Origin of the sequence: Amycolatopsis coloradensis, from assembly GCF_037997115.1 — a bacterium.
Classification (GTDB): Bacteria; Actinomycetota; Actinomycetes; order Mycobacteriales; family Pseudonocardiaceae; genus Amycolatopsis; species Amycolatopsis coloradensis_A.
On sequence record NZ_CP150484.1, the window covers coordinates 632,191 to 645,353 of the forward strand.

Here is a 13,163-nt window from a genome sequence, read left to right on the forward strand (position 1 = left end):
AACGGGCCGCAATCAGCCGTAGTGGTACGCCAGCGCGACCACATGGCTACTAGAGTGGTCTCACGGTGCTGAATCCATCGCGGTGAAAGCACGATGGAAACGGGCCGCCGTCGCAGCAGTCGAGGGAGTGCACATGTTTGAGAGGTTCACCGACCGCGCGAGGCGGGTGGTCGTCCTGGCCCAAGAAGAGGCCAGGATGCTCAACCACAACTACATCGGCACCGAGCACATCCTCCTGGGTCTGATCCACGAGGGTGAAGGTGTCGCCGCCAAGGCGCTGGAATCGCTGGGCATCGCGCTGGAGGGCGTCCGCCAGCAGGTCGAGGAGATCATCGGCCAGGGGCAGCAGGCCCCGAGCGGGCACATCCCCTTCACCCCGCGGGCCAAGAAGGTGCTTGAGCTGTCCCTGCGCGAAGCGCTGCAGCTCGGCCACAACTACATCGGCACCGAGCACATCCTGCTCGGGCTGATCCGCGAGGGTGAGGGCGTCGCCGCGCAGGTGCTCGTCAAGCTCGGCGCGGACCTCAACCGGGTGCGTCAGCAGGTCCTGCAGCTGCTGTCGGGCTACCAGGGTGGCAAGGAGTCGGCCGAGACCGGTTCCGGACGCGGTGAAGGCACCCCGTCGTCGTCGCTGGTGCTCGACCAGTTCGGCCGCAACCTGACCGTGCAGGCCCGCGAAGGCAAGCTCGACCCGGTCATCGGCCGGGGCAAAGAGATCGAGCGGGTCATGCAGGTGCTGTCGCGGCGCACCAAGAACAACCCGGTCCTGATCGGTGAGCCCGGCGTCGGCAAGACCGCCGTCGTCGAAGGGCTCGCGCAGAACATCGTCAAGGGCGAGGTCCCCGAGACGCTGAAGGACAAGCAGCTCTACACCCTCGACCTCGGCTCCCTGGTCGCCGGTTCCCGGTACCGCGGTGACTTCGAAGAGCGCCTCAAGAAGGTGCTCAAGGAGATCAAGACCCGCGGCGACATCATCCTGTTCATCGACGAGCTGCACACGCTCGTCGGCGCGGGTGCCGCCGAGGGCGCGATCGACGCCGCGTCGATCCTGAAGCCGATGCTGGCCCGTGGTGAGCTGCAGACGATCGGCGCGACCACGCTCGAGGAGTACCGCAAGTACATCGAGAAGGACGCCGCGCTGGAGCGCCGCTTCCAGCCGATCCAGGTCGGCGAGCCGTCGCTCGAGCACACGATCGAGATCCTGAAGGGTCTCCGTGACCGGTACGAGGCGCACCACCGCGTCTCGATCACCGACGGCGCCCTGGTGCAGGCGGCGACCCTCGCGGACCGCTACATCAACGACCGCTTCCTGCCGGACAAGGCGATCGACCTGATCGACGAGGCAGGCGCCCGGATGCGCATCCGCCGCATGACCGCGCCGCCGGACCTGCGCGAGTTCGACGAGAAGATCGCCGACGTGCGCAGGGACAAGGAGTCCGCGATAGACGCGCAGGACTTCGAGCGCGCCGCCCGCCTCCGCGACGAGGAGAAGACCCTCCTCGGCCAGAAGGGCGAGCGGGAGAAGCAGTGGAAGGACGGCGACCTCGACGTCGTCGCCGAGGTCGACGAGGAGCAGATCGCCGAGGTCCTCGCCAACTGGACCGGTATCCCGGTGTTCAAGCTCACCGAGGAGGAGACCACGCGTCTGCTCCGCATGGAGGACGAGCTGCACAAGCGGATCATCGGCCAGGAGGACGCGGTCAAGGCCGTCTCCCAGGCGATCCGCCGCACCCGTGCCGGCCTGAAGGACCCGAAGCGCCCCTCCGGCTCGTTCATCTTCGCCGGCCCGTCCGGTGTCGGTAAGACCGAGCTGTCCAAGGCGCTCGCGGCGTTCCTGTTCGGCGAGGACGACGCGCTCATCCAGATCGACATGGGCGAGTTCCACGACCGCTACACCGCTTCGCGGCTCTTCGGTGCCCCTCCGGGCTACGTCGGCTACGAAGAGGGCGGCCAGCTGACCGAGAAGGTGCGGCGCAAGCCGTTCTCGGTGGTGCTGTTCGACGAGATCGAGAAGGCCCACCAGGAGATCTACAACACGCTCCTGCAGGTCCTCGAAGACGGCCGTCTCACCGACGGTCAGGGTCGTACGGTCGACTTCAAGAACACCGTGCTCATCTTCACCTCGAACCTGGGTACCTCGGACATCTCCAAGTCCGTGTCGCTCGGGTTCTCGTCCGGGGGCGACACCGCCAACCGGTACGAGAAGATGAAGCAAAAGGTCAACGAGGAAATGAAGAAGCATTTCCGGCCCGAGTTCCTGAACCGGATCGACGACATCATCGTCTTCCACCAGCTGACCAAGGACCAGATCATCCAGATGGTCGATCTGATGATCGCCCGGGTCGAGACGCAGCTCAAGGCCAAGGACATGGAGCTCGAGCTCACGCCCAAGGCCAAGTCGCTGCTCGCCAAGCGCGGCTTCGACCCGGTGCTGGGCGCGCGGCCGCTGCGCCGCACGATCCAGCGCGAGATCGAGGACCAGCTGTCGGAGAAGATCCTGTTCGGCGAGGTCCAGCCCGGCCAGATCATCCTGGTCGACGTCGAAGGCTGGAACGACGAAGAGGGCGAGAAGGACGACAAGGCGCACTTCGTCTTCCGTGGCGAAGCCCGGCCCTCGTCGGTACCGGACGCCCCGCCGGTGAGCATCGGTGCCGGCTCGACCGAAGAGAACGGTGAAACCGAGGGCGAGTAAGTCCTTTCGGTTCCGGAAGTGCCCGTCGCGGGTTCGCCGCGGCGGGCACTTTCGCGTCCGGGGCGCCGTGTCGTCCGTCAAATCACGCGTGTTCGCCGTTCAATCACGCGAGTTCGGTGCCCAAGCACGCGAGTTCGCCCTTTTCGCACAGGGAGCCTGCGTGCGTGATCAGGCGGCGAACTCGCGTGATCAATGGGCGTGAGACGATGCCCTCGGGTCCGGGAGGGGGTCAGGTGGACGTTCTGGCGATCGATTTCGGTACCTCCAGCACGGTGGGGGTGCTTTCGATCCACGGCAGGGGGACGCAGGTCGTCGAGATCGACGGGTCGGTGACGATGTCGTCCGCGATCTACGCCGACAAGGACGGCACGGTCTTCGTCGGTCGTGACGCCGAACGCCGGGCCCGGCTGGATCCGAGCCGGTTCGAGGCGAATCCGAAGCGGCGCATCGACGAGGGTGCCCTCCAGCTCGGTGACGTCTCGCTCCCCATCGCCGACGCCTTCGCCGCGGTCCTGCGCCGGGTCGGCGAAGAGGCCGAGCTGCTCCTCCAGCGTCCGCCCGCGCAGGTGCGCATCTCGCATCCCGCGGGCTGGGGTCCGGATCGCAAGCAGATCCTCCGCGACGCCGCGCTCAAGGCCGGTTTCGGTACGACGATGCTCATTCCCGAGCCGGTCGCCGCCGCCGCGCATTACGCCTCACTCGGCAACGGTCACCGGCCGTCCGGTCCGATCGCGGTGTACGACCTCGGGGCGGGCACCTTCGACTGCGCGGTGGTCGGTGTCAGCGCGCAGGGGTTCGCCGTGCTGGCCGAGGACGGTCTGCCCGACCTCGGCAGTCTCGACATCGACCAGGCGCTGCTGGTGCACATCGGCCGCGAGGTTTCGCATTCCGAACCCGCGCGCTGGCAACGGATCCTGCGCCCGCAGTCGGTCAGCGACCGCCGGACGCGCCGGTCGTTGCTGCAGGACGTCCGTGACGCCAAGGAAAGCCTGTCCCGCCACCAGCAGACCGAGATCCCGATGCCGGAGCCGTTCGGCGACGTGCGGGTGACGCGGACGGAGCTCGAGGCGCTCGTCCGGCCGAGTTTCCTGCGCAGCGCCGAGCTTCTGGCCACCACGATCCGCCGTGCCGGGCTGTCCCCGGACCGGCTCGGTGGCGTCTACCTCGTCGGTGGCCCGAGCCGGATGCCGTTGCTGGCGAGCCTGCTGGCGAATCAGCTCAGGATCGCGCCGACGACGCAGGATCAGCCGGAGACGGCGGTCGCGTTCGGGCTCCACCACGTGCCCGCCGGTGGCGAGGACTCCCAGCTGACCGTGCCCGCCTTCGCGCCGGTCGCGCCGCCAGTGCGGCAGCAGCCCGTGCAGCGACAGCCGCCGCGGCGCCCGCAGCCGCCGCGCTGGACACCGCCCACACCCCCACCCGCGCCGGGCCGGAACTGGCGGAAGCCCACGGCCTACGGCGTCATCGTGCTCGCTCTCGCGGCGATCGTGACCACGATCTTCCTGCTCAGCGGCGGCGAAGACGAGCCGGTCGCCGGAACCGCCCCGGCGAAACCGGTCAGCTGCGATCAGCCGGGGCCGAAGGACGCGCAGGGGTTCACGGACTGTCTCCGCCGGATCGCCGCCGTCATCCCGCAGCGGGACGACTGCCGGGACGCGCCGGACGCGGCCGCCACGGTGGGGGCGGCGTCGGCGGTCACCTGCGTGTTCAAGGACGGCAAGGGATCGAACGCGATCAACTACTACCAGGGCATCGCGATGACCGGCCTGGAGGACGGCGTCCGGCAGCGCATGACCAAGGGCAAGCCCGCGGAGGGCACCTGGGCGGCAGACGGGCTCCGGGGGCGCTACTTGGCGGGCGTGGGGCAGCGAAGCGGCATCGTGCTCTTCGGGACCGAAGACGCGCCGTTGAGCGCGATGCTGGTCTCGACCCGCAGCGACGGCTCCGCGCGGACGACCGCGGAGATGGTCGAGTTCTTCACGGCGCAGCTCAAGCCTTGATCAGTGCAGGGTGCCCGCCGGGGTCGAAAGATCCTCGGTCACCGAAAGCGAGGTCTCCACGATGATCTCCAGCGCTTCCGCCGCGCGGTGCACGGCCAGGCTCGGCGCGGTCGTCCGCGCGGCCTGCTCCGGCGTGTACGGCACGTGCACGAAACCGCCGCGAACGCCGGGAAAGTCGTTGTCCAGCAAGTGCATCAGCCCATAGAAGACCTGGTTGCACACGTACGTCCCGGCGGTGTGCGAGACCGACGCCGGAAGTCCCGCGTCCTTGATCCCCGTGACGCACGCCTTCACCGGCAGCGTGGTGAAGTACGCGTTGGGCCCGCCTGGGATCACCGGGACGTCGACGGGCTGCGAGCCCGCGTTGTCCGGGATGCGGGCGTCGATCAGGTTGATCGCGACCCGTTCCGGGGTGACGTCGGGGCGTCCGCCCGCCTGCCCGACGCAGATCACCAGTTCCGGCCGGTATTCGTCGATCGCGTCGCGCAAGGTAACCAGCGAACGCGAGAACACGCACGGCAGTTCGACGGCGACGGTGTCGTGCCGCCGTCCGGTGAGCAGGGAAACCGCCTGCCACGACGGGTTCACCCGCTCACCGCCGAACGGTTCGAAACCGGTGAGGAGCACGGACGTCATGCCCTCACCCTAACGTGTGACGACGGTCAGGCGGCCGGCTTGAGGTCCCCCGGGTAGAGGAACTCGGGTGCCGGTTTGGTGTCGCCGTAGAACCACGCGTCGAAGAAGCCCTGGAGATCCTTGTGCGCGACGCGTTCGGCGAACTTCCGAAACTCCGGCAGGCTCGCGTTGCCGTCGCGGTGGATGGCGGGCCACGTCTTCAGGATGCGGTCGAACGACGCCGCGCCGATGTAGTTCTTCAGCGCGTGCAGCGCCACCGGGCCCTTCGAATACACGTACGTGAACTCGTTGCCGGGCCCCATGTCGTACAGCTTCCCGGCCCAGAAGCGGTCGGTCGCCTTCTGCACGGCGGTCAGGTAGCGCGCCTTGAGGTCCTGGCCCGACTTCGCCTCCGACCACAGCCATTCCGCGTACGAGGCGAAGCATTCGTTGAGGCAGACGTCCTTCCATTTGTCGACGGCGACCGAGTCGCCCCACCACTGGTGGGCGTTCTCGTGCACGATCGTCGGGACATTGCCCGCCGCGCCCGAGTAGATCGGCCTGCTCAGCGTCTCCAGCGAGAACCCGATCGGCTCGGCGAGGAAGATGCCGCCCGCCGCGTCCACCGGGTAGCGCCCGAACTTCGACGCCAGGAAGTCGATGATCTCCGGCAGCCGCGCCTCCGCCTGCTTGGTCGAGGCGGGCGTGCCGGGGGCGTAGGCGTTGACGACCGGGGTGCCGTCGGACAGCTTCGTCCGCTCGAACTCCCATTTGTCGATCGCGACCGTCGTCATGTACGGCACGGCCGGGGTCTCTTCGGCCCAGACGTACGTGGTGTTCTTCCCCGAAGCGAACTTCCCGCGCTCGCGGCCGTTCGAGATGACGCCCCACTCCGAGGGCACGGTGACGGCGAGGTGGAAGGTCGCCTTGTCGCGCGGGGTGTCGTTGACCGGGTACCAGGTGGTCGCGGATTTCGGCTCGCCCGCGACGAACGCGCCGCCGGATTTCGCGTACTGCCAGCCGTTCTCGCCCAGCGCCGGATCCTCGATCGGCTGCGGGACGCCGTGGTAGGCGATCTCGGCGGTGAACCGCTCGTGGTTCCGCAGCGGACGCGCCGGGGTGATCACGAGTTCGTGGTCACCGGTCCGGGTGAAGGCCGCCTTGCGCCCGTTCACCTTGACCGAGTCGACGGTCAGCCCGTGCAGGTCGAGGTTGAACGAGCTCAGCGCCTGGGTGGTGCGCCCGGTGATCGTCTGGAGGCCGGTGAGCCGCTTGGTGGCGGGCTCGTAGCCGATCTTCAGGTTGTAGTCGGCGACGTCGTAGCCGCCGTTGCCGTCCTGCGGGTAGTAGCTGTCGCCCGCGCCGTCGGCGCCGGGTTTCCCGGTGTCGGCGACGGCGGTCCCGCCGCCGAGGACACTCGCGGCCAGAACGGCGGCGACGACGGCCGCACTCCGGTACCTCATTCACGCTCCCAGTCGATCGGCTGTGACTCGGTCACGAACGTAGCGCCGTGACCTCGGCCGTCCGCCCGGAAAGATCCTTCGTGCCCGGATAATCCCCACTTCCGTCGCCTGATCGGGGTCCGGAGTCCGAGAGCGCGCTCTGAGAGACACAGCCTGATGGGGCTATCCGTTTGCGGCTTCTGGAAAGCTGGGGGTCGTGCGTGTGACGCTTCTGGGCCCGGTCGGAGCGGAGGCCGGAGACGGCACCCCGGTCGACATCGGCGGTGCCCGCCTCCGCATGCTCTTGGCCCGGCTCGCGCTGGAGCCCGGCCGCGCCGTCCCGGCGGCGGCCCTCATCGACGGTCTCTGGGGCGCGGAGCCGCCCGCCGACGCGGCGAACGCGCTGCAGTCCCTGGTCTCGCGGCTGCGCAAGGTCCTGCGTGCCGACGACGTCGCCCTCGACTCCGGCCCCGGCGGTTACCGCCTGGACGTCGCCCGCGAGGACATCGACGTGTTCCGTTTCGAACGGCTGGCCGCGGAGGGCCGCGCGGAACTGTCGGCGGGACGGGACGCCGGTGCGGCCGCGGTTCTCGCCGAGGCGCTCGGCCTCTGGCGTGGTCAGGTGCTGTCCGACGTGCTCGATGCCCCGTTCGCGCAGGCGCCGGCGACCCGGCTGGAGGACCTGCGCCTGGAAGCGGCCGAAGATCGTTTCGAGGCGGAGATCCGGCTGGGCGGGCACGACCGCGTGCTCGCGGATCTCAAGGAGGCCGCCACGCGGCACCCGTTGCGCGAACGGCTTGCCGGGCTGTGGATCCGGGCACTGTGCGCGGCCGATCGCCAGTCCGACGCCCTCGCCGTCTACGAGGAGGTCCGGGCGGCGCTGGCCGATCAGCTCGGCGTCGACCCGTCGGCCGAACTCCGGGAGATCCATCTCGCCGCGTTGCGCGGTGAGCTCGGCCCGCCACCCGCGGCCACCGATCATCTCCCGGTCCGGCTCACCAGTTTCGTCGGCCGTGACGACGAGTTGAAGCTGGTCGCCGAGCTTCTCGCGGGTGCGCGGCTGGTGACGCTCGTCGGGCCGGGCGGCGCCGGGAAGACGCGGCTGGCCACCGAGGTCGCGACGCGGCATCCGGCACACACGCGCGGACGCGTCTGGTTCGTGCCGCTCGCCGGCGTCCGCGACCCGGGAGACCTGCCCGGTGCGGTCTTCGCCGCCCTGGAGCTGTGGGATCTCGGTCTTTCGCACGGCGGCGACCCGATGCGCCGCCCGGTGGACGCGCTGGCCAGGGTCGTGGAGACGCTCGGCGCCGGAGAATCGGTGCTGGTGCTGGACAACTGCGAGCATCTGGTCGACGCGGCCGCGGAGCTGGCGAACACCCTGTTGCGCCGCGTGCCGACTCTGCGCATCCTCGCGACGAGCCGGGAAGCGCTGGCCATCGACGGCGAGACGCTGTGCCCGCTCGGCCCGCTGTCCGTTCCGGAAGGCTCGCCGACCGTCTCCCAAGCCGCCGAGGCGGGCGCGATCCGGCTGTTCGTCGACCGGGCGGTGGCCGTCCGCCCGGACTTCGTGCTCGACGAGTCCACTGTGGACGACGTCGCGCAGATCTGCCACCGGCTGGACGGGATGCCGCTGGCGCTGGAACTGGCCGCCGCGCGGCTGCGGTCGATGACCGTCGGGCAGATCTCGCGGCGGCTCGACGACCGGTTCCGCCTGCTGACCTCCGGCAGCCGGACCGCGTTGCCGAGGCAGCGCACGCTGCGTGCCGTCGTCGAGTGGAGCTGGGACCTGCTCGACGACGCCGAACGCGTGCTCGCCAGGCGGCTGTCGGTCTTCGGGGCAGGCGCCGAGGTCGAAGCGGTCGAAAGTGTCTGCGCCGGTGACGGCCTGCCCGCCGAAGACGTCCTGTACGTCCTCGGCTCACTCGTCGAGAAGTCCATTGTGGACGCCATCGCCGGAGACCACGGTGAGCCACGGTACCGCATGCTGGAGACCATCCGGGCCTACGCGGCGGAACGTCTCGACGAAGCCCAAGAGCGAGAGCAGCTCACGAAGGCCTATCACCGCTATTACGCCCAGCTCGTCGAACGGCTGGAGCCGATGCTGCGGACGGCGGATCAGCTCGTCGCCATCTCACGGTACGACGCGGAGCACGGCAACATCGTGACGGCGCTCCGGCAGGCCATCGACGCCGGCGACGCGGAAATGGCGACTCGGCTGTTCGGCGGCACCTTCTGGTACTGGCTGGTCAAGGGGGACAGCGACCGGGGCGAGGCCTTCGTCGACGAAGTGCTCACCTTCGGAGAACGCCTGGAGGACGACTTCGCGGCCGCGTTCCGGGCGATGCGTGCGATCACCGGCATGGTGCCGGGCGTCGGCGATCCCGAGGCCGTGCGGGAACTCATCGACGACTGTGTGCGGACGAACGCGCACACCCGGTTCGCCGGGCTGGCGATCGGCCTGCCCATGCTGGCCTTCTTCAGCCAGAACAAGGAACTGGCGCACCGTGAGGTCGAGCGGGCGCTGGCGAGCCCGGACCCGTGGGCCAGGTCGGCGGGGTCGTGGGCGCAGAGTTTCCTTCTCGTCGACGACGGAGACCCCGAGGGCGCGGACAGGGCCAGGGACAAGGCGTACGAAGGATTCACGGCCGTGGGCGACCGCTGGGGCACCGCGATGGCCGTGGGCATGAAGGCGAGCGACATCTCGATGTCGGGTGATCACGAGGCCGCGATCGCGCTGTACCGGCGAGGTCTCGCCCTCGCGCTCGAGCTGGGATCGCAGGACGATGTGATCCAGCAGCGCTGGCGGCTCGCGACGGAGTACGCGCGGGCCGGGGACCTCGAGACGGCGATGCGCGAGATGCGCGACGCGGAGCGCTACGCGATCGACACGGGCAACGACCAGCTCGCGGTGATGGTGCTGGTGGGCAAGGCCGATCTGCTCAGTCGCGCCGGACGGATCGACGAGGCGCGCGCGGTCGGCGCCCGGTTCCGGGAGCGGATGGCGACGGTGCCGATGCCGGGCCTCTTCGGCGACGAATTCGGCGGGTACATCGACACCGAGATCGCGCTGGCCGCCGGAGAGCTGGACGAGGCCGCGCGCGGTGCCGCGATCGTCGTGAAATCCACCGCGGAACGCGGCGACATGGCCGACCTGGGCCGGATCGTGGAGGTCTGCGGCCTGATCCGGTTCCGGCAGGAGAAGCCCGAGGCGGCCGTCCGGCTGCTCGGCGCGGCGAAGCTGCTGCGCGGCAGGCTGGACCTCGGGGAACCCGGTATCCGGCAGCTCATCGACGACCTTCGCGAGCATTTCGGCGAGGAGCGCTACGAAGAGCTCCTCGTCCAGGACGCCGGTCTGTCGCGTCCGGACCTGGTCGCCTGGATCTGTCAGGAAACGAGCGCGTGAAGAAGGGCTCCTCGCCAGGCAGAGGCGAGGAGCCCTTCACGCGCGTTCCCCCTGACCCCCGTCAGACGCGCTTCCGGTAAGCCCACGTGGCGAGCGGGAAGAAGACCGCGAGCGCGGCCGCCATCCAGATCAGCGCCCCGGTCAGCGGCCCGGCGACCGGCCCGCCGTTCATCAGCCCGCGCAGGACGTCGGACATCTGCGTCACCGGGCTGATGTCGGCCCAGGCCTTCAGCCAGCCGGGCATGGTGTTCGTCTGCACGAACACGTTGCTGCCGAAGGTCAGCGGCATCAGCACCACGAACATCAGGCCCTGCACCGCGCCGGGGCTCTTCACCAGCATCCCGACGAACACCGAAGCCCAGCAGAACGCCAGCGCGAACGCGATGACGAGCACGATCGCCAGCGCGAACTCGGCGGGCCCGGTCTGGATCCGGTAACCCATGATCGTCGCGACGACCATCAGCACGACCAGGCACACCAGATACCGCACGATGTCGGCCAGTACGGCGCCGATCAGCGGCGCGGACCGCGCGATCGGCATGGCCCGGAACCGGTCGAACACGCCCTTCGTGACGTCGGTGTTCAGCTGGACGCCGACGGTCATGCTGGCCTGCAGGATGTTGAACACCATGATGCCGGGCACGATCATCTGGAGGTAGCCCTCGGTACTGCCCATGATCGCGCCGCCGAACAGGTAGACGAACATGACCAGGAAGATGATCGGCGCGATGGTGACGTCGGCCAGTTGTTCCGGGTTCTTGCGGATCTTCAGAACACCGCGCCAGGCAAGGGAAAGCCCGTGCCGCACGCTGCTGAGCAGTGAAACGTGCCGTGGTGGTGCGGGCATCGCGATGGTCGTCATACCAGGCTCCCTTCCGGAGTCGTGTCCTTTGTGGACTCGCCGGTCTTCTTGCCGGTCAGTGCGAGGAACACCTCGTCGAGGCTGGGCAGCCGGAGCGCCAGCTCGTCCGCGGTGATCCCGGCCTCGTCCAGCTTGCGGACCAAAGTGGACAGCAGGACCGGGTCGGCGACGGGCGCGGTGAGCAGCCCGGTGTCGTCGTCCCGGTGCGGCCGGGCCCCGGTGAGCCCGGCCAAGATGCGCTCGACGGCGTCGAGGTCGGCGAGCGCGGAGGGCCGGACCTGCAGTGTCTGGCCGCCGGTCCGCCGTTTGAGTTCGTCGGCGCGCCCGTTCGCCACGACGTGCCCGCGGTCGAACACGGTGATCGTGTCGGCCAGCTGGTCGGCCTCCTCCAGGTACTGCGTGGTGAGCAGCACCGTCGTGCCGTCGGCGACCAGCGTCCGGACCACGGCCCAGACCTCGTTGCGGGCGTGCGGGTCGAGCCCGGTGGTGGGCTCGTCCAGGTAGAGCACCTTGGGACGGCCGACCAGGCTCGCGGCGAGGTCGAGCCGCCGCCGCATCCCGCCCGAGTAGGTCTTGATCGCGCGGCCGGCGGCGCCGGTCAGTTCGAACCGCTCCAGCAGGTCGGCCGCGCGCTTCTTCGCGTCCGCCCTCGAGAACTCCAGGAGCCTGCCGATCAGGACGAGGTTCTCCGTACCGGAAAGGTCCTCGTCGACCGACGCGTACTGCCCGGTCAGCCCGATCATGCTCCGGACCGCCATCGGGTTCTTGACGACGTCGTACCCGAAGACACTCGCGTGGCCGCGGTCCGGCCGGATCAAGGTGGCCAGGATCCGGACGGCGGTCGTCTTCCCCGCGCCGTTCGGCCCCAGTACCCCGACCACCTTGCCCGCCGGGACCTCCAGATCGACCCCGTCGAGCGCCTTCGTCTCCCCATAGTGTTTGACCAGGCCCTCGGCCCTGATCGCGTGAGTCATCGCTTTCCTCCTGTGGATCTCGCCCCGCGGACAAAGGTGCACCCGGCGCCTGGCAGACCGCGCACAGCGCGCTGGCAGCGGCTGACAGGACCTGATAAGCGCTGGTAGACGCGGTGTGAGGAGGTTGTGAAGGTGTTGTGGAGACGGCCGTCACGACGCTCTTGATCGGCATACTCGACGGCATGGTGATCGAAGAACGCGTGCGGCAGGGCGCCGGGCGGAAGCTGGTCAGCGGGCTGCTCGTCGCGGCGGTCGTGCCGTTCGCGGTGCTGACGGCGTTGCGGCTGGTGGGCTACGACGGCAACACGTACACGATCGCGGCGCTCGCGCTCACGCCGTACGCCGGGATCGCGACGCTGGTGCTCGGTGTCCTCGCGCTGGGGCTCCGCCGCTGGTGGACCGGGGTGGTCGCGCTGGTGCTGACCTGCACGATCGGATCTCTGGTGCTTCCACGAGCGTTCGCGAACGAGCAGAAGGCGCTCGACGGGAAGCACGTGCGCGTGCTGGCGTCGAACATGCTCGGCGGGCAGGCGGATCCGGACCGGATCGTCGGCTACGTGAAGGAACACCAGGTCGACGTCCTGAGCCTGACCGAGATGACGCCCGAGGCGATCACCGGTCTCGAACGGGCCGGGTTGTTCCAGGTCCTGCCCTACCACGTGCTGCACCCGGCCGAGTGGGCGTCGGGTTCCGGGCTGGTGTCGCGGTATCCGCTCACGCCGCTGAGGCTGAGCGGTAATTCGGACTACAAGCAGCCCAGCGCGAGCGTGGACCTCGGCGACGGCGTCCGGATCGAGGTCGTCGCGGTCCATCCGGCGGCGCCGATGTGGGACCGGCACGCGTGGGTCGACGAGGCCAAGGACCTGCCCTACGCCGACGCCGAGCATGACATCCGGATCCTGGCGGGCGACTTCAACGCCAGCCTGGACCACGCGCTCTTTCGTGAGCTGCTGACCAGGGGATACGTGGACGCGGCCGATCAGCTGGGGAAGGCGTTGGAGGGGACCTGGACGAACGGGCTGGTGCCGCCGGTGCCGATCGACCACGTGCTGGCGGACAAGCGGACGGCCATCGCGGACTTCAAGGTGCTGGAAACGCCGGGCAGCGATCACGACGCCGTCTACGCGGAGGTCGTGCTGCCCAGAGCGGGCTGAAGGGGACTTTCGCCGCATGAC

At 69.3% G+C, this 13,163-nt stretch carries 8 protein-coding genes; 4 read left to right on the plus strand and 4 right to left on the minus strand.

All coding sequences use genetic code 11. The features are described from left to right. Positions 1–133: 133 nt before the first annotated feature. Entirely contained in the window at positions 134–2,692 is a 2,559-nt protein-coding gene (locus LCL61_RS02835; protein ID WP_340685370.1) for an ATP-dependent Clp protease ATP-binding subunit, read from the plus strand. 233 nt (positions 2,693–2,925) lie between these two features. Beyond that, complete coding sequence (locus LCL61_RS02840; protein WP_340685371.1) at positions 2,926–4,692, plus strand: Hsp70 family protein; 1,767 nt, start codon at positions 2,926–2,928, stop codon at positions 4,690–4,692. Here the strand turns inward: LCL61_RS02840 and pcp are convergent, their stop codons facing one another. After that, positions 4,693–5,328 carry a pyroglutamyl-peptidase I gene (gene pcp / locus LCL61_RS02845; protein WP_340685372.1) on the minus strand — a complete coding sequence of 212 codons (636 nt, stop codon included), beginning with the start codon at positions 5,326–5,328 and terminating at the stop codon, positions 4,693–4,695. A gap of 26 nt (positions 5,329–5,354) precedes the next feature. Continuing rightward, positions 5,355–6,770, minus strand: a complete 1,416-nt coding sequence (locus LCL61_RS02850) for a M1 family metallopeptidase (protein WP_340685373.1) — start codon at positions 6,768–6,770, stop codon at positions 5,355–5,357. Positions 6,771–6,966: 196 nt separating this feature from the next. Between LCL61_RS02850 and LCL61_RS02855 the strand changes: the two genes are divergently transcribed. Further along, the gene (locus tag LCL61_RS02855) at positions 6,967–10,152 is read left to right on the plus strand and encodes a BTAD domain-containing putative transcriptional regulator (RefSeq protein WP_340685374.1); all 3,186 of its coding nucleotides are present in this window, start codon (positions 6,967–6,969) and stop codon (positions 10,150–10,152) included. Positions 10,153–10,213: 61 nt separating this feature from the next. On the opposite strand, the gene LCL61_RS02860 is transcribed toward LCL61_RS02855, so the two are convergent. Next, a complete protein-coding gene (locus LCL61_RS02860) occupies positions 10,214–11,014 on the minus strand; it encodes an ABC transporter permease (protein WP_340685375.1) in 801 nt (266 codons plus the stop codon). Continuing rightward, positions 11,011–11,988, minus strand: coding sequence for an ATP-binding cassette domain-containing protein (locus LCL61_RS02865; protein ID WP_340685376.1), 978 nt, complete (start codon positions 11,986–11,988; stop codon positions 11,011–11,013). The genes LCL61_RS02860 and LCL61_RS02865 overlap by 4 nt, the downstream gene beginning before the upstream one ends. A gap of 137 nt (positions 11,989–12,125) precedes the next feature. Between LCL61_RS02865 and LCL61_RS02870 the strand changes: the two genes are divergently transcribed. Then, entirely contained in the window at positions 12,126–13,142 is a 1,017-nt protein-coding gene (locus LCL61_RS02870) for an endonuclease/exonuclease/phosphatase family protein (RefSeq protein WP_340685377.1), read from the plus strand. Positions 13,143–13,163 lie beyond the last annotated feature (21 nt).